The sequence below is a fragment of the Edaphobacter flagellatus genome (assembly GCF_025264665.1).
GTDB classification, from domain to species: domain Bacteria; phylum Acidobacteriota; class Terriglobia; order Terriglobales; family Acidobacteriaceae; genus Edaphobacter; species Edaphobacter flagellatus.
Genome location: NZ_CP073697.1, coordinates 1,665,023 through 1,690,885 on the forward strand (window position 1 = coordinate 1,665,023; position 25,863 = coordinate 1,690,885).

Sequence of the window (25,863 nt, forward strand, 5' to 3'; positions counted from 1 at the left end):
GCCGGCTTGCTAACCTCCCATACTGCTTACTTTAAGTAAACCTTTGCAAAAACCTTCTGAATTATAAATACGGTTTTGGTTTCTTTAGGAAAGACTTTGCTCGGATATGTGACTGACAGGTAAAACCTGCAGGCATAAAACTCGGGCAAAGATCATAGGCTCCCGCGTCGCTTAGCTTAGACTCAGCCTTAAATGACCGAGCTCATCCCCATTACCCCATTACTCGTTGCGGATTATAAAGTGGTGCGTCTGCGCGCTTTGCAGGACACGCCATTAGCCTTCGGGAGCACCTATGCACGCGAGTCTCAGTTCACCGACGACGAGTGGCTGGCACGGGCAACGCGCCTCATCCATGGGCATGACATTGGCTTCCTCGCTCGTAATAACGGCAGCTATGTCGGTCTCGCACTCTGCTTCACTGACGAAAATGATGCGGAGAAAGGGCAGATCATCTCTATGTGGGTTGCGCCTGAGGCTCGCAGGCTGGGCATCGGACGCCAGCTGATCGACAAGATTGCAGTATGGGCTGCTTCGAAGAGCATCAAGACGCTGCATCTGATGGTGACCAGTGTCAACGACTCCGCCATCGAGTTTTACCGCAGCATCGGATTTGGCATGACAGGAAAAACAGAGCCCTATCCCAACGATCCAGCAATCGTGGAATATGAAATGGTTAGAGCGGTTCTCTAGCCTCTCGCTTTTTCAATCGCGCGCACAACTGCCTGCGCCTTATTTCTGCACTCCTCGAACTCCTTCTCAGGAACCGAGTCCGCCACAAGCCCCGCACCAGCCTGAATGTGTCCATGCGGGCCATTCATGTAGAGGGTACGAATGGCGATGCATGAATCCAGATTGCCGCTGAAATCGGCATAGAGCACGCTTCCGCCGTAGACGCCACGACGCGCCGGCTCAAGCTCTTCAATGATCTCCATCGCGCGAACCTTCGGCGCGCCGCTCAGCGTACCAGCGGGGAAGCAGGCTCGAAACGCGTCGATCGGCGCCAGCCCATCCTTCAGCTTTCCTTCGAGCGCGCTCACCAGGTGCATCACGTGGCTGTAGCGCTCGACGAACATGAGATCCTTCACCTTCACGCTGCCGAACTCGCTCACGCGGCCCACGTCGTTGCGCCCCAGGTCGACCAGCATGATGTGTTCCGCGCGCTCCTTCTCGTCGGCACGAAGCTCGGCTTCGATGCGGCGATCCTCCACCTCGTCGGCGCTGCGCGGACGCGTGCCTGCAATCGGCCTGTACTCCACATCGCGGCCATGCACGCGAACCAGCAACTCCGGCGACGAGCCGACGATATGATGCGCGACCGGCTTCTTTGCTGGCTTCGCCTTACCATCCTCCAACCCGAAGCGCAGAAAATACATATACGGCGAAGGATTCACAATGCGCAGCGCACGATAGACCTCAAACGCATCCACGCCCGGCTCGCAGTCGAACCGCTGCGACAGGACACATTGAAAAACATCGCCCGCCGCAATGTACTCCTTCGTCTTCTCGACCGCCTTCAGGAAGCTGGCCTTCGCCGTCCGTGGAACCAGCTTCAACTTGCCTTGCGGCTTGCGTTTCTTCATCGCAGGCAGCGGGCTCGCAAGCCTCTTCTCCAGCCGATTCAGCCGCTTCGCCGCGCGGGCATACGCCCCTTCGCGCTTTTCGCGCGTAAGGTCGGCGGTCACCATCAGGTGAATCTCTTTCTTCACGTGATCGAACGCCAGCACCTGGTCAAAAAACATCAGGCAGGCGTCGGGAACTCCCAGCTCATCCTTTGCCGTCGCAGGCAGCTTTTCTATTTGCCGCACCACATCATACGCAAAGAAACCCACTGCTCCAGCCGTAAACGGAGGCAACCCGGACAGCTTCGCCGGTTTATGTCCGCTCAGGGCCTTCTTCAACTCAGCGAAGATGTCACCAGGAAACGCCGTCTCTTTTTTGCCCTCGCGAACCGTGATGTGACTTCCGCGAGCCACCATCTTCTTGTACGGCTCAATCCCGATGAAGGTGTACCGCCCAACATGCTCGCCGCCCTCGACCGACTCCAGCAGAAACGCCTCCGGCTCCTCGGCTGCAATACGCAGAAACGCTGAAACCGGCGTCTCCAGGTCGGCAGCCACCGTGCGATAAACCGGCACCAGGGTGTACGTGCGGGCAAGCTTAAGAAAGTCACGCTCCGACGGCGACTGAGTAAGGGGGCTGATCGTGGGCATCTTCTTCATCATAACCGCGCCTTAGCAAGGCCTTTGCCACTTGATCAACATGATCCAAAAGTGGTACGTAACCCCCTTTCCTATGTTTGCGAAAGCCACTTTCGGCGGCCTATACTCCCTGAGGTTTGAGCCACAGACCGGTCTGGCCCAGGCTGTATGCTTGCTTTCATCTGGTTTTCACCGGAGGGCAAAACGATGGCCGGAGAATCGCTGATACCAGCAACGGAACAAAAGGAAATCACGATGCAAACGCTAACCCTCGAGCAGGAGACCAATCCCTGGGAAGCCCAGGCTGCTCGATTCGACTTCGCTGCTAAAAAACTCAACCTCGACCGCGGACTCTGGAAGGTCCTCCGTCAGCCCACCCGTGAACTTATCGTCCACATTCCTGTCGGAATGGACGACGGCTCTATCGAGGTCTTCACCGGCTACCGCGTTCAGCACTCCATCGCACGCGGACCAGCCAAAGGCGGCATCCGCTATGCACCCGATGTTTCCTTAGACGAAGTCCGCGCCCTTGCCTCCTGGATGACCTGGAAGTGCGCCGTCGTCAACATCCCCTTCGGCGGCGCCAAAGGCGGAGTGATCTGCGATCCCAAGAAGATGTCCCAGGGTGAGATCGAGCGCATGACGCGCCGCTACACCGCTGAGCTGGTCGAGTTCATCGGCCCCGAAAAAGATGTTCCCGCCCCGGACATGGGCACCAACGAACAGACGATGGCCTGGATCATGGATACCTACTCCATGCACATGCGCCAGACCGTCAACGCCGTCGTCACTGGCAAGCCCGTCAACCTCGGTGGCTCGCGCGGCCGCACCGCCGCCACCGGCCGCGGTCTCTCCGTCGTATGCGATGAAGCGCTCAAGACCCTCAACATGCCCGTAGAGGGCTGCCGTGTGATCGTCCAGGGCTTCGGTAACGTCGGATCAAACGCAGCCAGGTTGCTGGCGGAGAAGGGCTACACCATCATCGGCATCGCCGAGTACGACGGCGGTCTCTTCAACGCCAAGGGCATTGACATCCCCGCCCTGCTCGAGCACCGCCAGAACACCGGTACGATAACAGGCTTCCGCGAAGCCGAGGCCGTCGATCGGCACGAGCTGCTCACCTACCCCTGCGAGATCCTCATTCCCGCAGCAACCGAAAACGTCATCACGAGCAAGAACGCTGACAAGATACGCTGCAAAATCCTCTGCGAAGGAGCCAACGGCCCGACGACACCCATCGCCGACGAGATGCTCGCCGACAAGCGCGTCTTCATCATCCCCGATATCCTCGCTAATGCTGGTGGCGTGACCACCAGCTACTTCGAGTGGGTGCAGGACCGCATGGGCTATTTCTGGACCGAGTCCGAAGTCAACCAGCGCCTCGACCACATCATGTCGGAGAGCTTCCGCGACGTCGTTACCTACGCGCAGACTCACAATGTCAACAACCGCATCGCAGCCTACATGCTCGCCATCGACCGCGTGGCCTACACCACGCGTCAACGCGGCATCTACGCATAGTAAGTTCGCAAGCAGGCAAAGAGGCAGCCGCAAGCTGCCTCTTTCTTTTCTCTGCAACACGACTACGGCACTACGACCAGCTTCACCTTTTGAGAAACACTCGTCCCTCCAGCGCTTCCCGTCACGGTAACCGTATACGTCCCTGGCCGCGAGCCAAGATCCGTGCAGTTCCCCGTCCCACATCCAGCCATTGTCCCTAATACCATCACGGCGCACACAGCAGTAAACAAACTTTTCACTGCCCACCGGGATTTCGGCAGAAAGAGAAACAACAAGCCAGCCAGCACCGGTCCCACGATCGGCAGTCCTGCCCGGTTATATGGCACCGTCGTGCCGCAATCCCTCGGACCCATCGTGCTGATTCTCAATCCATCCGCACCTATTGAGCATGAAGCCTCGTCCGGCAGCCCGCTGCAACTGACATTCAGCGTCTTCGCAAAGATCGAGCCCGCGGTCGTCTGCACCGGCACAATCGCCGTATCGCCCGCAGCCACTGTCACCGTACTGACGCCCAGCGTGAATCCGCCCGAGGCTGAAGCTGCGCTGACTATTTCATTCAGCACCGCAGAAATACTCGCAGCTGTACTTGCATCACCTGCATAGCGAGCCACGATGCTGTGGCCTCCCACGCTCAAAGCTGACGTGCTCCACACCGCCGCCCCCGTCGCATCCAACATGGCCGAGCCCAGTACGGTTCCACCCTCAACAAATGTTACGGGGCCGGTCGGTAGAGCTGCGCCACCAGATACTTGGGCCGTAAACATAACGCTGTCTCCTGCAACCGCAGGATTCGCACTTGCGCTCAACGTCGTTGCAGAAGCCACCAGCGGATTCGCCACCACCTCATTGAGAACGGGGCTTGTCGAGCTGGCAGAGTTGGCATTGCCTACATATACCGCCGTCATGCCGTGCGTTCCCCCAGCGACTATCAGTGCGGCAAGCCTCGCCTGCCCATTGACATCCAGCGATGCCCGACCGATGGAAGCCGTTCCATCGAAGAACTCCACTGTGCCCACAACCGTTCCATGAGCCCCCTGCACCTGCGACGTGTACACCACGTTGCCACCCGCGGCCACCGGATTCAATGAGCTGCCTAGTGTCGTCGAAGTCGTATCCTGCTTCACCACTACCGTCACCGCGTTTGAGGTCGCAGCAGCATGCGTCGCATCACCTGAGTAAACCGCTGTAAAGATATGGGTTCCAGCACTGAAGCTCGTTGCCACGCTCGCCGGGCAGGTCGCGCCATTGGTCAGCGGCAGTGTGCAGAAACTGGTGGTGCCGTCGTAGAAGGTCACCGTCCCTGTCACCGTCGCCCCATCACTCGCTGTTACCTGTGCCAGACCATCGATCGGTTCGCCAAAAAACACTACCAATGACGTCGTAATCTGTAGTGCAACTGTGCTCGGTACCAGCGGCGCACTCTGCGAACTTACCGTCGGGGGCGTCGTGGGCGGTTCCACCACAGGAGCTGACACCACCTGCCCTTCGGCCCTTGTCGTAAACGGAGGCAGTCCGGCAATGCACAGCGCCAACAAAATCGTCTTCAGGTCGCGAATAGTCATAACCGAGTCCGGCAGATACATGCCTTATCGGCATCTTTCCGCCCGGAAACAGTCCGCGATGCCCCATCCTGCCCGATTACCGGAGCTCGAAGCAGGGAGTCCGCAACATAAACCAACGAAAGGCTGTTTTAAACAGCAGGCGAGCGCGTCCATGCATGTGGCAGAATGACAGTGTCTCCTCTGGAGCGCGCCTGCCTGCCCGGGAACGTCTAATCACCAGCGATGAATCTGCCCAATTCCATTACGATGAGCCGCATAGCAGCGATCCCGCTGTTCATCTGGATACTCTCGTCCTCGTTCCCCCTCCAGGGCCACGGGCAGACCGGCCTGCGCGGTGGAGAGCAGGAGATCATCGCTTCGGTCGTCTTCATTCTGGCCGCCATCACCGACGGCCTGGACGGCTACCTCGCCCGTAAGCGCGGCCAGATCACCACCATGGGTATGCTGCTCGATCCTCTGGCCGATAAGCTCATGGTCTCGGCGGCTTTCATCGTGCTGGTTGCCTACAACCCGCGTATCGTCCCACCGTGGATCGCCGTACTCGTTATCGGGCGTGAGTTTCTGGTTTCGGGATTGCGTTCGATCGCAGCCGCCGAGGGCTTCACGATCGAAGCCTCGGAGATCGGCAAGCTCAAAACCGTCATCCAAATCGTCTCCGTCGTCGCTTCCATCCTCGCCCATCGCTGGGACTACTGGATCTGGTTTCCAAACTTCCACGGAGGCTTCGTCATCGCCGTCCGTTTCATCGCGTTGACGGCAATCTACTGGATGACGATCGTCTCGATCATTTCGGCTGTCGATTACTTCGTCGGATTCTGGAAGAAGATCGACCACGCCTCCGAGCGCCAGCGGCGACGACGCGGCATCGTCCTCAGCCGCAAAGCCAAGCCAACCCAGCCGTCCTCAGAACACCCATCCCGCATCTCCTGATGCATTAGTTGTCAGCAGCAGCCGACAGCGATACGCGACGCAGGACGGTCACGGGGTCGTTGTGTCCGGATGCAAGCTGCTGGGCGAATTGGACATATTTGGGATCGTGGTAAAAGTTGGCGGCCTGCTGGAGGCAGCCCAGAAGAGCATCGGCATGGAAGCCTCCGATCTGCTGGTAGTCCCAGGGTTTTCCTTCGGAGTAGGGGATGAGGAAGTCGAGCGCAGCTCGAATGCTGCGTCCGTCGGCGGTGCGGAAGCCCCAGAGATCGACGCCGGCTTGCTGGCCAAGCCAGGCAAGCTGCATAAGGCCGTCGAGGTTGCCGATGGAGTAGCCCCAGCCGTTGGTGCGGGCCAGCTCGAGGGGCTGGCGTCCGTCGGGTTCAATCTGAAAGGCAATGCGGCGGAGCTTGGCACGGGTGAGAGTTTCGACGGCGAGATCGCGGCGGCCGAGGAACAGGGCGTAGTCGGTGACCTGCAGGTCGTACCAGGTGCCGTGGTTGTTCTTGGCGGCATCCTCGTCTCTTCCCTTCTGACTGTCGAGCATCCATTTGAGGAAGGCAGCGTACCAGTCAGTGAGGCCCTTCTGGTCGGCGGCGGTCCATGCGGGTGAGCCCGCGAGAAGGCCTGCGGCGTCGGCGATGGGCATGAGCGAGCGCGTCTCGATGAGTCCGATGCCGCGGCCCGTGTTGATGCCGGGGATACCCTGGCCGAACTCGAGGTTAGGGTTCATCCGTGTGGCGGGTACGAGAAACCAGGTACGGATGAGAAGCGCGGCGCGGTCGGCATAGGCAGCATTTCCAGTGAGATACCAGGCGAGAGCGAGGTTGCGGGAATCTTCGCCGAGGCGGCCAAGCTGGTCGTGATCGGTGATCTTTTTGATCTCGGGGTTATGCTCACCGTCGCGGCGGATATAGGGCAAACCGTTGGGTTTGGAGGGGTCGGCCCAGAAGTAGGGAGCCTGGGACATGTAGTCGTGCTTGTCGCCGCTGGGAGGCGTGACGCCCTTCTGCATGACGGAAAAAGGGCCTTCGGTGATGGCCTTGTCGGCAGCTGCGGTAGCTGCCTTCACGACCTGCTGCTTGCGGACGTCGGAGGCCGGAGCAGCTTTGATGGAAGCAAGCTGGTTGGCATCGAGGAGGAAGACGCGTGGCGGCTGCGCGAGTGCTGGAAGGGTGGCGACGAAGAAAGCTGCAGCGGCGAGAAGTTGCCTCGTGTGGTTCATGGGTGAGTGTTATACGTGAGCGGAGGCACGATGGTCTCGCAGTTTCTTTCGAGAGTGAAATATTTTTTTCGGGAACGAAATCGTACCGAGAGGCCTACTGTGATTTTGCGGCCGCGGGGAACTCCAGACGGAAGCGGGTCCGGATGTTGCCCATGTGGTCGCCGCTTTCGACGGAGATGATGCCTCCGTTTTTTTCGACCAGCTCGCGTGTAACCCAGAGGCCAATGCCGGTTCCGGTTTCGGTCTTGGTAGTGAAAAACGCGTCGAAGATACGCTCCTGATCGTGGAGCTCGATACCGGAGCCGTTGTCCTCGACGAGGATGACGGCCCTGCTGGTGTGGTTGAGGGTATGCAGGCAGAGGCGGGGATTCTCGGTGGTGAGCGCGTCGATCGCGTTGGCGATGAGGTTGATGAGGATCTGGCGAAGCTCGTGCTGCAGGATCTCGATTTCGACGCCAGCGGTGTAGAAACGCTCCACGCAGATGTTGAGGACTTCGCAGCGCCGCTGGAAGAGGGCGAGTACAGAATCGATGACGTCGGCGACGGGAATAGGCGCGCTGACGCCACCAGCGGTACGAGAGAAGGAGAGTGTAAGGCGGGTGATGTTACCTAGACGGGCAAGCTCTTCTTCGGCAAGGGAAAGGTACTGGCGGGAGTCATCGCTGAGGGAGGGGTCCTGGCCAGCGATATAGAGGAGGTTGGTGACGGACTCGAGCGGGTTGTTGACCTCGTGGGCGATGGTAGAGGCGAGTCGCCCCATGGCAGCAAGCTTTTCCGCGTGGATGAGGGCGGCCTCGACGTTTTTGCGACGTGTGACATCAAAGGTAACGCCGCGCCAGATGTTGGGCGAGCGCGAGACCTGGAAGCCGCGGGCAGCAAGCCAGTGGATTTCGCCGTCGGGCCATGTGACACGGAACTCGATGCGGAGGGGCTGGCCCTCCTGATCGGCTTTGATGAAAGCGTCACGGATCGGGATGCGATCTTCCTCAACGACGAGATGCATCGGGAAGGTTTTACCGAACTCAGAGAAAGGGCGGCCGAAGATGAGAGTGGAGCCCTCATCCCACAGCGTCTCTTCGGCATGGACGTTATAGACCCAGGTGGCGAGCTCGCTGGCCTGCTGTGCCTGGGCAAGCGCATCGGTGCGCTCCTGGAGGGTGGCGAGCGCAGTGCGAAGCTTGCGCTCGGTAGCGCGCTGTCGCCAGATGAGGAAGATGAGGAAGAAGGCTGCGGCGAGCAAGACGAGGGAGCGCTCGATCTGGCCGGTATTGAAGGAGACCTGCTGGTAGAGAGGGCTGAAGGGAAACCTTACCGAGGCAACAAAAATGCAGATGGCGAGGAGAGCGGGACCGGGGCCAGCAAAGACGCCAATTCCTGCGATAACGCTGGAGATAAGCGCGAAAGGGATGCCGTGCAGCGCAGGTCTGCTCACCGTAAACCATGCGGCGAGGATAGGCAGAACGACGGCGCTGGCGTAGCCGAAGACGCGGCGGGTTCTGGATTCTTCTGCAGATGATGGGGAAGGTGGCAAAAGAGGGTCCCTGTTTCCCTTCGGACCGGGCTAGAGTCCTAGCTCTGCCCGAATGGCGTTAGCAATGGTATCAGCGTGACGTCGCATGAGTGGCTCGGATTCGGCCTCGATCATAACGCGGGCGAGGGCCTCTGTGCCGGAATATCGAATGACGACACGGCCGGAGTCGGCCAGCTCCTGCTCGGCAGCAGAGATGGCGCTGGCGACAGAGGGAATGGAGTCGAGAGGCTTCTTCTCGCGGACTTTGACGTTGACGATAACCTGCGGGAAGACCTTGAGATCGCCGACAAGCTCCGAGAGAGACTTGCCCGAACGGTGAACGATGTCGAGGAGGAGGAGCGCGGTGAGGAGGCCGTCGCCAGTCGTGGAGCGGCCGGAGAAGATGATGTGGCCGGATTGTTCTCCTCCAAGTGCGGCGTTGGTGGCGCGCATCTGCTCGAGGACGTACTTGTCGCCGACATTGGCGCGAAGCATCTGGATGCCGGAGCGCTTCAGAGCAGCCTCAAGCCCCATGTTGGACATGGTGGTGGCAACGACGGTGGAGTTGGTAAGCAGGCCGCGGGTTTGGAGATCGCGGGCGGCAAGCAGGAGGATAGCATCGCCGTTGACGACATTTCCGTGCTCGTCGGCAAAGAGGGAACGGTCGGCATCGCCGTCGAAGGTGATACCTAAGGCGGCTTTTTGGTGCTTCACCTGAGCAGCGACGATCTCGGGGTGGAGAGCGCCACAGTGCTCGTTGATGTTGCGACCGTTGGGAGAAGCGTGGGTGATGATGACATCGGCACCGGGAATCTGCGCGAAGAGCTCGGGGGCTACAGCAGACGCAGCTCCGTTGGCGCAGTCGACGACGATGCGCTGGTTGCCGAGAGAGAGGCCAGGGACAGCGGCAAGGAGGAAGCGGATGTAGTCTGCGCGGTCGGCTTCGTTGACGGGAGGTGCTGCGTTAATGCCTGCGGGAGAGAAGTGGATCTCTCCACTCGCCGCTTCGTTCGAGATGTGTTGTGTCGCCTCAAGGAATTTGAATATCTCTTCTTCGATAGCCAGCTCGGTGGAGTCCGGGAGCTTGTAGCCGTCGGAGCCGAAGACTTTGATGCCGTTGTCTTCCCATGGATTGTGCGAGGCCGAGATGACGATACCGGCAGAGAAGCTATGAGCCCGAGTGAGGTAGGCAATGGCGGGTGTAGTAATGACACCGGCGCTTTCGACCGTTGCACCGCCCTGTGTGAGGCCCGAGGTGAGCTGTGCGGCGATGGCCGGGCCGGACTCGCGGGTATCCATGCCCAGGATGACACGCGGGGTGGCTCCGAGATGATGGGCGAGAGCGAGGCCAATAGCATGGACGGTGCCTGGATCGAGGGGATACTGGCCCGCGACGGAGCGGATGCCGTCGGTCCCAAAAAGCTTTTTCATAGATACAGGGTACTAGGTGCCGAGAGGCATGGGAGATACAAAGTATCTGGGTTCGTAAAGTGGTCGATTACGCTTCGTTATGTTGTTTAGTCGTCAGGACTTGTGCAGCCAGGCTCCCCTTGGCTAAACGAGCCTGGATTGTTTGCCCTGCGGTAGTTTCTGCTGCAGAGCGGAGGAGCGTTCCATCGGCGTTATAGACGAGGGCATATCCCCGAGCGAGAACATTTAAGGGGGAGAGCGCTTCAAGCCGTGTGGTGATGGATTGTAGTCGGGCACGCTGGAGGGCGAATGCGGATGATGCAGCGCGGTCTAGTCTGAGGTTTGCGTGCTCAAGACGGCGATGCGAGGTGGCGAGACGCAGAGTCGGCTCCTGAGGGCGCAGGCGTTCGATGAGGGCGTGCAGGTGATCGGAGTGAGAGCGGAGACGACGCTCAATGGCTCGGTCGAGGCGATGAATCAGCTCGTCGGTGCGCTGGGCGCGGCGGTTGATGGAGTGGGTAACGGAGCGCAGAACCTGGACAGCCGAAAGGCGATCGTAACGCTGCCGGGTCTCGATGAGAGTCAGCCGGACGGCGCGGCGGAGACGATGGTCGAGTTGGCTGACGCGATCTTCGATGCGATGCTGTGCGGCTGTGATGATTTCGGCGGCAGCGGAAGGGGTGGGAGCACGGAGGTCGGCGACGAAGTCGGCGATAGTGAAGTCGGTCTCGTGTCCGATGGCGGAGACGATGGGGAGCTCAGAGGCGGCGATGATGCGGGCGAGCGCCTCGTCGTTAAAGCAGGCGAGGTCTTCGAGCGAGCCGCCGCCGCGAGCAATGAGGATGATATCGACGTGCTTGGGATTGCGGTTGAAGAAGCGGATACCTGCGGCGACAGAAGACGGCGATGATACTCCCTGCATGACGGCGGGGTAGACGAGAAGGTTAAGCGGCGCATGACGTCGGCGGATGACGATAACGATGTCGCGGATGACAGCTCCGGTGGGCGAGGTGATGACGCCAACGGTGCGCGGAAAAGCAGGGAGCGGCTGTTTCCGTGAGGCGTCAAAGAGCCCTTCAGCGAGAAGACGGGCTTTGAGTTGTTCGAAGGCGAGCTGGATGGAGCCTGCGCCGCGTGGCTCGAGGGTTTCGGCGATGAGCTGGAGTTGGCCACGGGACTCGTAGACGGAGATACGGCCGCGGGCAAGGATGGCGAGACCGTCGGCGGGGCGGAAGCGAAGGAGTTGGGCCTGACGGCGGAAGAGGACGACGGGGAGTTGAGCCTGAGCGTCTTTGAGGGTGAAGTAGATATGACCTGAGGGAGCGATGCGACAGTTGGAGATTTCGCCCTCGACCCAGGTATCGGCGTAGTTGGATTCGACTTGGAGGCGGATGCGGTTGACGAGTGCGGCGACGGTCCAGATATGGCGCTCGATGACAGATGCCGGTTTTACCGGAGCCGTCTTTGGGGGCTCAGGCTCTTCAGGCTCGGTGGCGGGGAAGAAGAGGTCGGATTGCAGGGCGTTGGTATCTTCGTTGCGCGAGGAGCGTGCGAGTGCCCGGCCTGCGCGAAGGCTGGCGAGAGTGGGCGGCTTCTGCTCGGGGGAGGACATCAGAGGTTGAGTCTAGCAGGTGGATCTGAGTGGTGTTTGCGGTGGCATGAACGAAATCAGGCTCCCTGGCTTCGCGAGGGATAGCGCATATTTGCGAAGGAGCGATCCGCGATCTAGCGTCGAAAGTAATTGATGATCCAGAAGATCAGGCACAGCGAAGGAGTGAATTCACTTCGCGGAGGAGTTCGGAGGGCTGGCAGGGTTTGGTGAGGATCGCTGGTGGCCGTGGCAGACTACGGGTCTGACTTTTGAAGACTTCGACCGTGGGTTGAGTGCCGGTGAAGATAAGCACCTGGCAGGCAGGGAGCTCGCCCGATATCTGGCGAACGAGCGTGTAGCCGTCTGTGCCGGGCAACAGAACATCACAGAGGAGAAGATCGGGGAGGAAGGCGCGGGCACATGGCAGTGCGTCCTCCGCGGAGTAGCAGGTGCGGACGTCGAACCCTTTCTTGCTGAAGACGAGTGTGAGGGTATCGGCCACGAGCTGGTCGTCATCCACGATAAGGATGCGAGAGGGGGTCCCGGCCTTTTTCGGCGTGCTCATGACGTGCAGAGCCATCCTGGCTGTAAGTTGAGACCTGGGAAGAGCAGATTATTCAATACTGCAGAAAATGTCTAATGAAAATCCCGGTATTTTTACCGTAGAGAAGATGGGCTGGGCAATCTGTTGGTCCGGAGGTGATTCCTGAGAGGTGACAAAACCATCTAAACGGCGGATCGTTTCCGTAAGAAAGATTTTATAACGAGACAGAGGGACACAGGTTGCGCATAGTTGCTTTGATTACGGGATTGCTGTGCTGCATGGCAGTGTTTGTGGACGCTTTTCAGACGATCATTCTGCCACGGCGAGCGACGGGACGGTTCCGCATCACGCGGTTCTTCTTCATCACGACGTGGCATCCGTGGACAGTGATTGGCGGAAGGATGAAGAACGCCAGAGCGCGCGAACAGTTTTATAGCGCGTATGGGCCGCTATCGTTGATTCTGCTATTGCTGCTGTGGGCCTTGCTGCTGATCGTTGGATTCGGAATGTTTTACTTCGCGCTGGGGACTCCGTTTACGGATGTGATGGGGGTGCAGACGGCGGCGGGGTTGTCGAAGGTGCGGACGGCGCTGTATGTGAGCGGAACGACGCTGTTTACGCTTGGGCTGGGCGATGTAGTGCCCCACAGCATGGCAGCGCGGACGCTGATTATCTGCGAGTCTGGGGTGGGGCTGGGATTTGTAGCTTTGGTGATCGGCTATCTGCCGGTGCTGTATCAGGCGTTCTCTCGACGAGAAGTGAATATTGCTCTGCTGGATGCGAGGGCGGGATCGCCTCCAACGGCGACGGAGCTGCTGCGGAGGCATGGATTCGAGGGTGGCGATGTGGCTCTGACGGAGCTGCTGGTGGAGTGGGAAAAATGGGCGGCGGAGATTCTGGAGTCGCATATCTCGTACCCGATTCTCTGCTTCTACCGGTCGCAGCACGATAGCCAGAGCTGGCTATCGGCACTGGTAGCGATTCTGGATACCTGCTCGCTACTGATCTCGGTGCTGGAAGGGCCCGCATCACGGCAGGCCCAGCTTACGTTTGTGATGGCGCGGCATGCGCTGATCGACCTGGGCAATGTATTTCATGTGCAGGAACAGAGGGCCTGGACGATACAGAGCGCGGTGGATCGACTTCCTGAAAGCGACTTCGGGCGGTTGTGCGAAGTGTTGGGAGATATGGGCCTGCGACTGTGCGGGGATCAAGCCTCGGCGGACAGACTACGGACGGTGCGCGAGCTTTATGAGCAACATGCGAAGGCGCTTTCGCAGTATCTGCGGATGCCGCTGCCTGCGTGGGTTCCGGCGAAGAAAGAGAAAGACCAGTGGACCTTACTAACAAAGTTGCGGACGGAAGCGGAGGCTGGACGGGTGGCTTCGCTGCTGCGCAATGAGCGTGGGCATTGAAATAGCAAAATAGCCTCCGCAAATTTCACCTTAAACAGAACACCTGCAAGCATTGACTAGCTTGCAGGTGTTCTCATGAGATCGAAGCGGTTTCTTAGAGACCTGGGCCAGCCCCAGCGGGGGTTGGGTTGAGCTTCTGAGCCGCGATCGTTCCGGCTGCTCCCTTGTCCTTGTCCTTGAGGGTAGCGTAGACCTTCTTGGCCAGCTCAGGCTTGTTCTCAGCTTCATAGAGATCGGCAAGCTGAAGCTGCGCGGTGCCCGCAGGAACGGCAGTAGTGGGATGCGCGGAAATCTCGTTGTAGAGGTCGATGGCTTGGGAGTCGCGGCCGGTCTGGCGATAGAGCTGAGCCAGGCCGAGTTTGGCGAGAGAGGCGAGATCGCTGTTCCAGCTGGAAGCAACCTGCTTAAGGGTGGACTCAGCGGAAGCGTTCTGGCCAGCTTCGATGTAGGTAAGCCCAGCAAAATAACGGGCGAGGCGACCGGAGGAGGTCATGCCGTACTGATCGGCAACCTGAAGGAAAAGCTGATTGGCAGCCTTGGCACGCTCAGCAGCGCTGGGAAAGGTCTTCATGCCAGGAGGGACCTGCTGTCCAGCCGCTGCGACAGGAGCCTGATAGATCTGCATGGCGTTGCCAAAGGCGTTGTCGGCCTGCTCGCTGCGGTGGCTGTAAACAACAGCGGAGAGGACAGCGACGAGGAGAAGAACGACGACGATGGCGCCCCAGACGATGAGGTTGCGGCGATGCTTCTCGGCCCACTCGATGCCGTGCTGGGTTGTGTCGACGAACTGGTCGTGCTTCAGAGCTTGACGGGTTTGCTGGTCCACTTTGGTCGGATCTTCCTTCTGGATCGTGCGAAAAGGGCACGAGGGATGCCATGCGAATAGGCACTCGCACGGCGGCTTTAAGTTTATCAGGCGGAGCCGAGATTACGAATGGCGGGAAACAGAACGCGGCCATTTTCACAGCAATTGTCGATAAAAGTAGAAAAACGGGATTTTAAAGAGAAAATAATGTAAGCATAAGTGCAAAAGAGTGCAGAGACACTCGTAACTTCCGGGGTACACCCGGGTTGATTCCGATGATGGAAATGTTCCGGTAGCAGACAGGGCCATGGTTATCAGCAGACAGGAAGATATCGACGTTGTAGACCGTCAGATCCGGATGTTTTCGCGGATGCGGTTTCAATGGCCTATCTTCCCAAGCGCACTTGAAGAACGCTTTGAGCAGGACACGGCGGAGCGCCGGGGCAAGCGCTTGTGGCTGGAAGGCCTGATTGCGATTCTGCTATTCGATCTGTTTTTAATCGCCGACTACTTCAGCTCACCGGCAGACTTCCGCCGAGCGTTTGTAGTCAGGATGCTGATCATTACTCCGCTATGCCTGATCGTAAATGCAAGCGTACTACAGCGACCGGGCAAGACGGTTCGCGAGACAAGCATCGCGTTTGCGGCTTCGCTGGCGGGGCTGACACAGCTTTATCTAGAGTCGAACAAGAGCGCGGCGGCCTCGGCATACGTGCAACCCGCGGTGCTGGCGGTAGTGCTGTTTATCAACATCGTGATGCGGTTGCGGTTTCCGTATGCGGTGGTGACCTCGATGGTGATGCTGGGTGGCGATGGAATTTTTCTGCACCTGGACAAGATGCTGACCCACCAGGAAAAGATTTTGGGAATCGGGCTTGCCATCGGCACGATAGCGATTACGCTGGTGGCAAACTACAGCGTGAATCGCGAAGAGCGGTTGAACTACCTGCTGAAGCTACGCGATGAGTTGATGGTCCGAGACCTGAATCGGCTGAACGCACAGTTATTGCGACGATCGGAAAGCGATGCGCTGACTGGGCTGCCGAACCGGCATTCGTTCGATACGCAGTATGCGGAGCTGTGGAAACGATCGATTGCTTCCGGCACGGCATTATCGGTCATTGTGATTGATGTGGACCATTTCAAAAAGCTGAACGACCGGTACGGTCATTTGTACGGCGACGAAGTGCTGCGCCGCATCGGGTCATTACTGCAACAGGCGCTTCGCGCGAAAGATGACTTCGTTGCAAGATTTGGCGGTGAAGAGTTTGTGATTCTGCTGCCTGCGACGCCCCAGATTGCCGCCGTCCACGTGGCAGAACGCGTACGGAAAATGGTGGAGTTGGCGGGCTTCCCTGCCCTGGATGCCTCGCAACAGCCGTATGACTCCAACACGGTTGCGACGGTGAGCTGCGGCATTGCGACCGCATATCCAGTGCCCCACGATGCGGCAGACCGGCTGTTGGAAGCTGCCGACAAAGCGATGTACAAGGCCAAGGCGAACGGACGCAACTGCGTATGCTGCGCGTCTGAAGAGTTGGCCCTGAGCCAAACCGAGCTCTACCTTAGCCGTTAACAGCTACTTGATATCGCGCCAGTTCTGGCCAACGCCAACCTCTGCGACGATAGGCACAGAGAATTCCTGGACGTGCTCCATCTCGTGCTTGACGAGAGCTTCAACCTCTTTTGCCTCGCTGGGGACGACGTCGAAGAGAAGCTCGTCGTGGACCTGGAGGGTCATACGGGAGCGCAGCTTGCGGCGGGTGAACTCGGCGTCGATGCGAAGCATTGCAAGCTTGATGAGGTCGGCGGCAGTTCCTTGCAGAGGCGTATTGACGGCAGTGCGCTCAGCGAAGCCGCGCATGTTGGGATTGCGGGAGTGAATGTCGGGAATAGGACGGACTCGGCCAAAAAAGGTACTGACAGACTGCTCGCGGCGCACGGTGGCCAGCGTGTCTTCGATGAAGCGCTCGACGCCCTTGTAACGCTGGAAGTAGGTCTCGATGTATTCGCGAGCCGTCTTCTGATCGATGCCGAGTTGGGCAGCGAGGCCGAAGGGAGAGATACCGTAGACGATACCGAAGTTGACCGCCTTAGCGCGGTTGCGGGTTTCTTTATCCATCGTAGCGGCGTCGACACCAAAGACCTCAGACGCGGTGAGAGTATGGATGTCTTTGCCGGTGCGGTAGGCATCGAGCAAGAGTGGGTCCTGCGAGAAGTGGGCCATGAGACGCAACTCGATCTGCGAGTAGTCGGCAGACATCAGGAGGTTGCCGGGTGCTGCGATGAAGGCGGCACGGATCTCACGGCCTACAGCAGTGCGGATGGGAATGTTCTGCAGATTGGGGTTGGTGCTGGAGAGGCGGCCGGTCGCAGTGCCGACCTGGTTGAAGGTGGTGTGGATGCGGCCTTCGGAGTCGGCGAGGACGGGAAGGGCGTCGAGATAGGTCCCCTTAAGCTTCTGGAGCTGGCGATGCTCGATGACGAGCGCGGCGATGGGGTGGTTTTCAGCCAGCTCTTCGAGGACGTCCTGCGCAGTGGAGACGACCTTGCCCTTGCCGTACTTCATCGGCTTGGGTAGGAGCATCTTGTTGAAGAGAACATCGCCGAGCTGCTTGGGGGAGTTGATGTTGAAGCGATGGCCGGAGTCTGCGTATATCTTTTCGGCGAGGTTGTCGATCTCGACGGCGAGGCGCGTGGACATACCACGGAGAAAGTCGGGGTCGATGCGGACACCGGTCTGCTCCATGCGGAGGAGGACGGGGACAAGAGGGAGATCGAGGGTCTCGTAGACGTGCTGGAGAGTAGAGATGCTTCCCTGCTGCTTGCCTTCCGCTTTTTGTTTTTTGTCGGCGAAGAGCATCTCGGTTGTGACGGCTCCGCCGAGTGCCGGATCGTCGGCGAGAATGGCATGCTGGGTAGGCGCATAGTCGGCGACCTGTTGGCCGAGCGTAGTGGAGAGGCGAACGATCGCGGCGGCGGCTTCAGGCAGGCGCTTGGGATCGTTGGGATTTTCTTTTGTCGGCTGATGAACGAGGGTTCGGCTGGTGCTGCGTGCGGCGATGTCAGGCAGCGTATGTGAGCCATGCGTCGGATTGACGAGATAGCTAAGCAGCATGACGTCGTTGCGAATACCCTCTAACTGAATGCCGTGTGGCTGGAGTGCGCGCAGGACGGCCTTGAGGTCGTGGATATCTTTGGGAATAGCGCTGTCGGAGAGCGCTTCCTGGATGCCTGGGGTGTCGAGTGGGACCTCAATGGCGAAGTGATCGTTGACGGCGAGGCCGAGGCGGCGTGCTGGGTCTTCTACCGGCTTTGTCGCTGTAGGTTCAGCTATAACTACGGGTGATGCTCCGAACAGAGACATGTTTTCTGCTGGAGGCGGCTCAGGCTCAAGCGTGTCTTCGGAAGGTTCGGCAGCAATCTCTTCGGCGATGGCCTGCGCGTCTTCAAAGATAGCGAGGGCCAGGCCGTTTGCCTTGCCGGTTATTGTGTTGAGCGCGCGTGCTTCTTCGAGAAGATGCTTGATCTGGACGGTGGTGGGTTTGAGCTCGTAGGTGATAACGGTGGTGTCGGCCGCGGGCGCGAGTTCCTTGAGGAGTGTGGTGAATTCGAGTTCCGAGAAGAGGTCGCGGCAGGCGGCGAGGTCCGGAGGCTGCGTACGCATGGCATCGAGTGAATATTCGATGGGGACCTCGGTGTGGATGGTGACGAGCTCCTTGGAGAGAAGAATATTCTCGCGGTTGTTGGCGAGGGATTCGCGGTAGGTCTTGCGCTTGATGGCTTCGGGATTTGCAGTGGCCGCATCGATGGCTGCTTCGACGGTGCCGAATTGCTGGATGAGCTCGACGGAGCCTTTATCGCCGATGCCGGGGGCACCCGGGATGTTATCAATGGAGTCGCCGCGGAGCGCCATGACGTCAATGACGCGCTCGGGGGGGACACCGAGGTTGGCCTCGACGCCTGCGGGGTCGAGGATGAGGTTGTCTTTCGTTGGATTGAGGATGGAGACGTCTTTGGTGACGAGTTGCATCATGTCCTTGTCGGAGGAGACGACATAGACGTGGTGGCCAAGGGCAGAGAGTTTGTGCGAGAGGGTACCGATGACGTCGTCGGCCTCAAAGCCTTCGTAGTAGAGGATGGGGATGCGAAAGGCCTCGAGCGCGCGGCGTATGTAGGGCTGCTGCTGGATGAGGTCGGGAGGAGTTTCGGTGCGGTTGGCCTTGTAGCCGCCGTATTCGATGGTCTCGAACTGTTGGGTTTTGATGTTGAATTTTTTGACGTCCTTCATCTGCGCGGCCATCTCGTTACGATGGACGGGGGCACCGACGTCGTAGACAGCTGCGAGGTATTCGGGCTGGAAGTCCTTGCGCAGCTTGTTGATCATGTTGACGAAGACATAGGTCGCTGCGGTGGGAATGCCGGTGCGCGTGGACATAGGGCGCGAGCGCTGCATGGCATGATAGGCACGAAAGATGAAAGCCATCGAGTCGAGGAGATAGATGGGGGGCTTGGTGGATTTCGATTCGGAGGGCTTGGTGGGCGTCTTTGCCATGGCCTTTTGATGGTAGCGCGTTGGGAGACGATTGTGACGAGCACAACATTTTGCCAGCCCATATCTCAGAATCAAGATGTGGGACACCCATTTGTAATAGGAACCAACTTTAGAGGATCAACATGCAGTCACCGTAAGAGAAGAAGCGGTAACGTTCACGGACGGCGTGCGTGTAGGCGGCGAGGACGGCTTCTCTTCCCGCAAGTGCGCTGACGAGCATAAGCAGCGTCGACTGCGGAAGGTGGAAGTTGGTGAGCAGGCCGTCGATGATGCGGAAGCGGAAGCCGGGACGGATGAAGATGCTGGTCTGACCGGAGTGCGGATGCAGGCGGATACCGGTGTGTGGCTCGAAGGCTTCGGTGGTTGCGATATGGGCGCAGTGCTCGAGCGTGCGTGTCGTGGTAGTTCCAGCGGCGATGATGCGGCGCCCTTCGCGTAGGGCGGCGTTGACGGCCTCAGCCGTAGCTGGGGGCAGCGTGTAGTGCTCAGCGTGGAGGTGGATGTCTTCGACGTCTTCAGTACGCACGGGCTGGAAGGTGCCGAGGCCTACGTGGAGGGTGATGGTTTCGATCTGCACGCCGCGGTGGCGGAGTTGTTCGAGGATTTCTGGTGTGAAGTGGAGGCCTGCGGTGGGTGCGGCGGCGGAGCCGGGCTCATGCGAGAAGACGGTTTGATAACGCTCACGGTCGTCCTGGGTGTCGTCGCGATGGATGTAGGGTGGGAGCGGCATGTGGCCGATGCGATCGAGGATGGCGCGGAAGTCTGGTGTGGGCGTGAAGCGGAGGATGCGCTCGCCATAGTCGGCAGCGGAGAGGACTTCGGCCTCAAGCAGAGGAGGCACTTCGCTGGAGGCGGCGAAGTGGAGACGTTCGCCGGGCTGGACCTTGCGGCCGGGCCGGACAAGCGCAGACCATTCATTCGAGCCGAGCTGTTGGGTGAGGAGGACTTCGATGCGCCCGGTGGGGTCAGGCGAGCTTGCCTGCGTGTGGGGACTGCGGACGCGTGTGGCGTAGAGGCGCGCGGGAATGACGCGGCTGTCGTTGAGGACTAGGAGGTCGCCGGGTTGAAGGATTTGCGGGAGGTTGCGAAAGAAATCGTCGCGGTACTCGCCGGCGTGACGATCGAGGATGAGCATGCGACTGGAACCGCGGACGGGTGGGGGAGATTGCGCGATGAGTTCTTCGGGAAGGTCGAAATGGAAGTCGGCGACGCGCACTGTATTTATTTTAATGCTCCGATCCCGTTCAGTCGTGGCCTTCAGGCAAAATGCGGTGTTTCCTCGTCTCCGCTCGGAATGACGCCCGTTTAAGACGTGTGAGATTCGGCTAAGCCTGTGGCTCGGTCCAATGCGTTTTGTACGGCTTGCTGTTCGGCGACAACGGGGATCGTCCAGGCGATGGTGATGCGGGAGAAGGGCTTAGGGATGAGGAAGCGATCCCAAGAGCGGAGAGCCCAGGCGCGGTGAGGGTGGAGGTAGATGGCCCCCACACGCGCGTTGACGAGAGATGCGAGTTGGGCCACGCCGGGCTTAGTTTTCTGCCTAGGGCCGCGCGGTCCGTCGGCGGTGATGGCAATGTAATTGTTCTGTAGGTAGGCCCGCTGGAGGTTGCGGAGGCCGACGGCTCCATCGCGGGAGCTGGAGCCGCGGACGGCAACGAAGCCGAGCCGCTCGACGGTGCGAGCGATCAGCTCACCGTCGAAGCTGCGGCTGATGAGGATGTGCAGGTTGGCGTTGCGGAAGCGCCATGCGCAGGCGAGGAGGCAGCGATGCCAGAGCGCGTAGATGAGCGGCGGAGGCGTTTCGTACTGCGGGACCATACCGGGCTCGCAGATGTCTTCATAGCGCAGCGTGGCTCCAAGCAGGCAGATGATCATATACGCCAGCGGAGGAACGATGGTTAGCATGACACGCTGCTTGAAGGTGTAATGGACTGCAGGCTCGGACACGTGAATGAGTTTACAGCGAGCTTAGCTGTATTTGATCCAACGTAGGATCTCAGGCAGGTTCGGGCGCTTTCCATACATGAGGATACCGACGCGATAGACGCGCGCGGTAAACCACATGACGGCCCAGATGGTCGCAAGCATCAACACAATCGAGAGCGCAATGTCGTACCAAGGCACGTTGGAGATGGAGATACGCAGGTACATCAGCAACGGCGTGCAGGTAGGGATGAGCGACATGATGCGCGAGAAGTTGGAGCTTGGGTTCGAGATGACCGGACCAAGTACGAACATGCAAACGGCCAGCGGCATCGCGATGACGAGATTGAACTGCTGCAGCTCCTGTTCGGAGTTGACCATTGCGCCGATGGCTGCGGCGATACCTGAGTAGAGCAGGAAGCCGAGGATGAAATAGCCGATGAACGCAATGATCTGCGGCGCGGAAAAATGGATCCGCAAGGTGCCTGCTCCCACAGCCGATACGATGGCCTGCGAGGAGAGCAGCATAGCGGCCGCAACCCAGATTCCGATTTGCGTGAGGCCTACGGCTCCGACGCCGAAGAGTTTGCCCATCATCATCTCTTCCGGCTTGACAGTGGCGAGCATGACTTCGAAAACGCGGGAGGTCTTTTCTTCGATGATGGAGCGGGCGACATTCATGCCGTGCAGCATGACGGCCATGTACATCAGGAAGAAGAGAATGTAGGCACCGAAGAAGGCGGTTACAGTGTCTGATTTGGAGATCTCGCCATTCTTGATGGTGTCAGTCTCCACCTCGACGGGGTCCATCATCGTCTTGATATCGCCCGCGTTGAGACCGCGATGTTGGAGGCCCTGACGCATGACGACGCGACGAAGTGCGGATGAGATAGTGCCGGTGGTCGAGATGTCGCCGTTGCTAATGGAGGTGTAAACAGCCTTAGTCGCTCCATTTGTCGAGTCGATCCAGAGGAAACCATCGATCTGTTTATTGACGGTCTCGTTGACAACATCCTGCCGGGTGGTGCTGGTCGCAGGCGAGATGAGATCGACCTTCATGGCAGAATCCTTGCCATGCTCGAGCTCGTTTTGCAGATCGAGGCCGAAGTCGGCATCGGGAGCGATGACGGCAATGTGCGAGGCAGGCTTGGAGCTTTTGGATTTAAGCACTGAGAAGAGGATGCCTCCGCCCATCAGTGCAGGGATGAGCAGCGTAGTGATGACGAAGGCTTTGGTGCGGACGCGCTCGAGGTACTCGCGCTTGGCGATAAGAAGCGTATTGTTAGGCATCGACTCTGCCCCCTCGGCTGACTTCCTCGATGAAAATCTCTTCGAGGGTTGGCTCCATGACTTCAAAACGGGTTACTTTGGCTCCGGAAATGGCCTTGGCGAGAATCTGCTGTGCGGCCGATTCGTCGCGAAGCTTAATTTCAGCGGAGCTATTGTAGAGCTTGTACTCTTCGATTCCGGGATTTTGCAGGAAGGCGTTACTTCCTTCAAAGGTGATCTGCACGCGATTGCGCGGGTAGCGTGATTTGATCTCGCGCATCGAGCCGGAGAGTACTTGCTGACCGCGCGAGATGAGGCAGATGGCGTCGCACATCTTTTCTACCTGGTCCATGCGATGCGTGGAGAAGAGGATCGCACGGCCTTCTTTGCGCAGATCGATCAGCGTATCGATGAGCAGCGTGGCATTGACTGGATCCAGACCGCTGAAAGGCTCGTCCATGATGATGAGCTCGGGCTCGTGCAGCAGCGCGGCGATGAACTGAATCTTCTGTTGCATCCCCTTGGAGAGCTCTTCGACCTTCTTGGGGATTGCCTCAGTGATCTCCATGCGTTCGCACCAGGCGTGGGCGCGGCGGGTTGCGATGTCGACGTCCAACCCGTGGAGTTGGCCCATGAATACGAGTTGATCGATGACCTTCATCTTCTTATAGAGCCCCCGCTCTTCGGGCAGATAGCCGACCCGGGTGAGGCTTTTGCGGTCGAACGGCTGGCCGAAGAGCTCGACTGTACCGGAGTCGGGTACGGTGATACCGATCATCATGCGGATGGAGGAGGTCTTACCGGAGCCGTTTGGCCCGAGGAGGCCAAACATGGTGCCTGGCTCAATGCGGAAACTCAAATCTTCGACAGCGATTTTTGTGTCGTAGGCTTTGCGGACATGCTGAAGCTGGACGATTGCCATGGATTCTCGCGAGGGTTTGTAAAGGTCAGTTTATCAGGACGGCTTGACGGTCGAGGAGTTTCAGCTTTGCTCTTGATAGCATCGGTCTGTGCTGGAACTTTCGACTCCAATTAAATACGTCAAGCGTGTAGGCGAACGCGTATCTGCGGCCCTGGCGCAGCGTGGAGTCGAGACGGTAGAAGATCTGCTGTACCACCTGCCGTTCCGGTATGAGGATCGGCTAAATCCTGTGCCGATCCGCGAACTGAAGGCGGGCGCGATGGCTTCGATTATTGGCGAGGTACGTGGTGCGGTATTGCTGCGGACGCGTTCGATGCCAATCTTTGAGATGACGGTAGGTCAGGGGCTCGACACAGTAAAATGCATGTGGTTCCACGGTACTTATCTAAAGGACAGATTCAAAACCGGGCAGATGGTCGCCCTGTACGGCAAGCTGGAAGCTTCGCGCTCAACTGCGGGCAAGTTCAAGATGATTCAGCCGCAGTTTGAGATTTTGCCGTCGGCAGATTCTCCTGAAGCTGAGTTTGTTTCGCTGGAAGTGGGCCGTATCGTTCCGGTGTATGAATTCCTCGGCGGAACGACGGCCTGGGGTGCGAAGCTGACTTCGCGGTGGCTACGACGGGTGGTTTGGGGATTGCTCGAGGAGCTCGGGGGGGAGGAGCGAGTCAGCAAGATAGTGAGTCAGCAAGCCAACGCAGTACCAGAGACTTTACCAAGGGCTATGCTTGAGCGACTAGGATTGCCAGCAAGACTGGATGCATTGCGGGCAGTGCATTTTCCTGAAGCAGGGACTCCGATGGTAGAGCTGGTGTCAGCAGCGACACCGGCGCACCGACGCTTGATTTTTGAGGAACTGTTTTATCTGGAGTTAGGGCTGGAACTGAAACGTCGTCGTCTGCGCGAGCGTGAGGGAACAGCTTTTATTACAGACGAGAAGGTGCGGCGAGCGCTGAAACAGATACTTCCATTTCACCCGACATCTGCACAGAAACGCGTGCTTGGCGAGATTGCCACAGATATGCGGCGCAGACAGCCGATGCGCAGGTTACTGCAGGGTGATGTTGGTTCGGGCAAAACGATTGTCGCGATGCAGGCGGCATTGATTGCGATCGAGAACGGCTATCAGGTTGCGATGATGGCTCCTACGGAGATTCTTGCAATGCAACATTATCTTTCTGCACGCAAGCTGTTGGATGGCGCGATTTCGCCACGCACGGGAAAGCCGTATCGTGTGACGCTGCTGACCGGCTCTCTGGATGATGCGGCAAAGCGCGAGGCGCGAGGAAAAATCTATCGCGGCGAAACAGAGCTTGCGATTGGGACACACGCGTTGATCGAGGAGAAGGTGGACTTCGACAATCTGGGACTGGTGATCGTCGATGAGCAGCACCGGTTTGGCGTACAACAGCGATTCAGGTTGATGAAGAAACCCGGGCCGGACGGACGGATGGCTGAGCCTGATGTGCTGGTTATGACGGCCACACCAATTCCGAGGACGCTTGCGCTGACGCTGTACGGCGATCTGGAGACAAGCGTAATCGACGAACTGCCGCCGGGAAGAACTCCGATAGTGACTCGGAGGACAACCGAAGAACGCGCAGAGGACGTCTGGGAGTTTGTGCGAAAGCAGGTGTCTGCGGGACGGCAGGCTTACATCGTATATCCCGTAATCGAAGGTGTTCGGGACGATCAGCCGGAGTTGGACTTTGCTCAGGAAGAGACCGCAGAAGAATTAGTGACTGGGAAGCGAGCCGCGGGTACTTCAGCCGCGCTACGTTCTACGCAGGATGGCACTTCTTCTAAAGCAAAAACAAAGAAGAAGCCTGGAAAGAAGACTGAGGCTGAGAAGTTGTTTCAGAAGAAGGCTCTACGTGCCGCAAGCGATATGTATGAGGAGCTTCGCGCAGGTGCCTTAAAAGGGCTGAGGCTTGGACTGCTGCATGGAAGACTGAATGCCAATGAGAAGGACGTTGTGATGCGGCGATTCCAGCGTGGAGAGATTGATGTGCTGATCGCAACGACTGTTATCGAAGTTGGCGTCGATGTTCCGAATGCCTCGGTGATGGTGATCGAACATGCGGAGAGGTTTGGGCTCGCTCAGATGCATCAGCTGCGCGGTCGTGTAGGCCGTGGGGGGGCAAAGAGCTACTGCATTCTGATGACTGGAGAGCGTGTCAGCGAACAGGCGGAGGCTCGCCTGAATGCAATGGTGACGACGCAGAATGGTTTCGAGCTGGCTGAGTTGGATCTTGAGCAGCGTGGGCCCGGCGAATTTTTTGGCACTCGCCAGGCTGGCATGCCTGAGTTTCGCGTTGCGAACCTGTTGCGTGATCGACAGGTGCTGGAGCTAGCAAAAGTCGAAGCGGCTCGGTTCGCTGAAACCTCGGATAACACGACCCCGCACGAAGAGCGTCATGTTGTGCGGGAACGGCTGAAGCTCCAGTGGCAAAGACGGTACGGGCTGATAGAGGCTTAGAGAGCAAGAC

19 protein-coding genes are annotated in these 25,863 nt (G+C 58.8%); 6 read left to right on the top strand and 13 right to left on the bottom strand.

Going from position 1 to position 25,863, the window contains the following annotated elements; translation table 11 throughout:
- Positions 1 to 192: 192 nt before the first annotated feature.
- A complete protein-coding gene (locus KFE13_RS07065; protein WP_260706461.1) occupies positions 193 to 690 on the top strand; it encodes a GNAT family N-acetyltransferase in 498 nt (165 codons plus the stop codon).
- On the opposite strand, the gene trpE is transcribed toward KFE13_RS07065, so the two are convergent.
- Positions 687 to 2,222 (bottom strand): anthranilate synthase component I, encoded by a 1,536-nt coding sequence (trpE, locus tag KFE13_RS07070; RefSeq protein WP_390891607.1) that lies wholly within the window; start codon positions 2,220 to 2,222, stop codon positions 687 to 689. The two genes, KFE13_RS07065 and trpE, sit on opposite strands and share 4 nt — an antisense overlap.
- Positions 2,223 to 2,453: 231 nt before the next feature.
- On the opposite strand from trpE, the gene KFE13_RS07075 reads away from it, so the two are divergent.
- Positions 2,454 to 3,719, top strand: a complete 1,266-nt coding sequence (locus tag KFE13_RS07075) for a Glu/Leu/Phe/Val family dehydrogenase (protein WP_260706462.1) — start codon at positions 2,454 to 2,456, stop codon at positions 3,717 to 3,719.
- Between the two features lie 62 nt (positions 3,720 to 3,781).
- Here the strand turns inward: KFE13_RS07075 and KFE13_RS07080 are convergent, their stop codons facing one another.
- The gene (locus KFE13_RS07080; RefSeq protein ID WP_260706463.1) at positions 3,782 to 5,281 is read right to left on the bottom strand and encodes an Ig-like domain-containing protein; all 1,500 of its coding nucleotides are present in this window, start codon (positions 5,279 to 5,281) and stop codon (positions 3,782 to 3,784) included.
- Between the two features lie 222 nt (positions 5,282 to 5,503).
- Between KFE13_RS07080 and pgsA the strand changes: the two genes are divergently transcribed.
- A complete protein-coding gene (gene pgsA, locus KFE13_RS07085) occupies positions 5,504 to 6,211 on the top strand; it encodes a CDP-diacylglycerol--glycerol-3-phosphate 3-phosphatidyltransferase (RefSeq protein ID WP_260706464.1) in 708 nt (235 codons plus the stop codon).
- A 4-nt stretch (positions 6,212 to 6,215) separates the two neighbouring features.
- Here pgsA and KFE13_RS07090 read toward each other — a convergent pair whose 3' ends face one another.
- From KFE13_RS07090 to KFE13_RS07110, 5 genes are all read right to left on the bottom strand, one after another.
- A complete protein-coding gene (locus tag KFE13_RS07090; RefSeq protein ID WP_260706465.1) occupies positions 6,216 to 7,433 on the bottom strand; it encodes an alginate lyase family protein in 1,218 nt (405 codons plus the stop codon).
- Between the two features lie 94 nt (positions 7,434 to 7,527).
- A complete protein-coding gene (locus tag KFE13_RS07095; protein WP_260706466.1) occupies positions 7,528 to 8,964 on the bottom strand; it encodes a PAS domain-containing sensor histidine kinase in 1,437 nt (478 codons plus the stop codon).
- 30 nt (positions 8,965 to 8,994) lie between these two features.
- A complete protein-coding gene (gene glmM / locus KFE13_RS07100) occupies positions 8,995 to 10,374 on the bottom strand; it encodes a phosphoglucosamine mutase (RefSeq protein ID WP_260706467.1) in 1,380 nt (459 codons plus the stop codon).
- A 67-nt stretch (positions 10,375 to 10,441) separates the two neighbouring features.
- A complete protein-coding gene (xseA, locus tag KFE13_RS07105; RefSeq protein ID WP_260706468.1) occupies positions 10,442 to 11,965 on the bottom strand; it encodes an exodeoxyribonuclease VII large subunit in 1,524 nt (507 codons plus the stop codon).
- Positions 11,966 to 12,110: 145 nt separating this feature from the next.
- Positions 12,111 to 12,509, bottom strand: a complete 399-nt coding sequence (locus KFE13_RS07110; RefSeq protein ID WP_260706469.1) for a response regulator transcription factor — start codon at positions 12,507 to 12,509, stop codon at positions 12,111 to 12,113.
- A gap of 257 nt (positions 12,510 to 12,766) precedes the next feature.
- Between KFE13_RS07110 and KFE13_RS07115 the strand changes: the two genes are divergently transcribed.
- Positions 12,767 to 13,903 (top strand): potassium channel family protein, encoded by a 1,137-nt coding sequence (locus KFE13_RS07115; protein WP_260706470.1) that lies wholly within the window; start codon positions 12,767 to 12,769, stop codon positions 13,901 to 13,903.
- Positions 13,904 to 13,997: 94 nt separating this feature from the next.
- Here the strand turns inward: KFE13_RS07115 and KFE13_RS07120 are convergent, their stop codons facing one another.
- Entirely contained in the window at positions 13,998 to 14,729 is a 732-nt protein-coding gene (locus tag KFE13_RS07120; protein ID WP_260706471.1) for a tetratricopeptide repeat protein, read from the bottom strand.
- A gap of 286 nt (positions 14,730 to 15,015) precedes the next feature.
- Here KFE13_RS07120 and KFE13_RS07125 point away from each other — a divergent pair, with 286 nt between their 5' ends.
- A complete protein-coding gene (locus KFE13_RS07125) occupies positions 15,016 to 16,284 on the top strand; it encodes a GGDEF domain-containing protein (protein WP_260706472.1) in 1,269 nt (422 codons plus the stop codon).
- 3 nt (positions 16,285 to 16,287) lie between these two features.
- Here KFE13_RS07125 and polA read toward each other — a convergent pair whose 3' ends face one another.
- From polA to KFE13_RS07150, 5 genes are all read right to left on the bottom strand, one after another.
- Positions 16,288 to 19,263, bottom strand: coding sequence for a DNA polymerase I (polA, locus tag KFE13_RS07130; protein ID WP_260706473.1), 2,976 nt, complete (start codon positions 19,261 to 19,263; stop codon positions 16,288 to 16,290).
- A 109-nt stretch (positions 19,264 to 19,372) separates the two neighbouring features.
- The gene (queA, locus tag KFE13_RS07135; protein WP_260706474.1) at positions 19,373 to 20,479 is read right to left on the bottom strand and encodes a tRNA preQ1(34) S-adenosylmethionine ribosyltransferase-isomerase QueA; all 1,107 of its coding nucleotides are present in this window, start codon (positions 20,477 to 20,479) and stop codon (positions 19,373 to 19,375) included.
- A gap of 89 nt (positions 20,480 to 20,568) precedes the next feature.
- Positions 20,569 to 21,210, bottom strand: a complete 642-nt coding sequence (locus tag KFE13_RS07140; protein WP_260706475.1) for a lysophospholipid acyltransferase family protein — start codon at positions 21,208 to 21,210, stop codon at positions 20,569 to 20,571.
- Between the two features lie 21 nt (positions 21,211 to 21,231).
- The gene (locus tag KFE13_RS07145) at positions 21,232 to 22,476 is read right to left on the bottom strand and encodes an ABC transporter permease (RefSeq protein WP_260706476.1); all 1,245 of its coding nucleotides are present in this window, start codon (positions 22,474 to 22,476) and stop codon (positions 21,232 to 21,234) included.
- The gene (locus KFE13_RS07150) at positions 22,469 to 23,377 is read right to left on the bottom strand and encodes an ABC transporter ATP-binding protein (protein ID WP_260706477.1); all 909 of its coding nucleotides are present in this window, start codon (positions 23,375 to 23,377) and stop codon (positions 22,469 to 22,471) included. The genes KFE13_RS07145 and KFE13_RS07150 overlap by 8 nt, the downstream gene beginning before the upstream one ends.
- A gap of 88 nt (positions 23,378 to 23,465) precedes the next feature.
- Between KFE13_RS07150 and recG the strand changes: the two genes are divergently transcribed.
- Positions 23,466 to 25,853 carry an ATP-dependent DNA helicase RecG gene (gene recG, locus KFE13_RS07155; protein WP_260706478.1) on the top strand — a complete coding sequence of 796 codons (2,388 nt, stop codon included), beginning with the start codon at positions 23,466 to 23,468 and terminating at the stop codon, positions 25,851 to 25,853.
- The last annotated feature ends 10 nt before the right edge of the window (positions 25,854 to 25,863 follow it).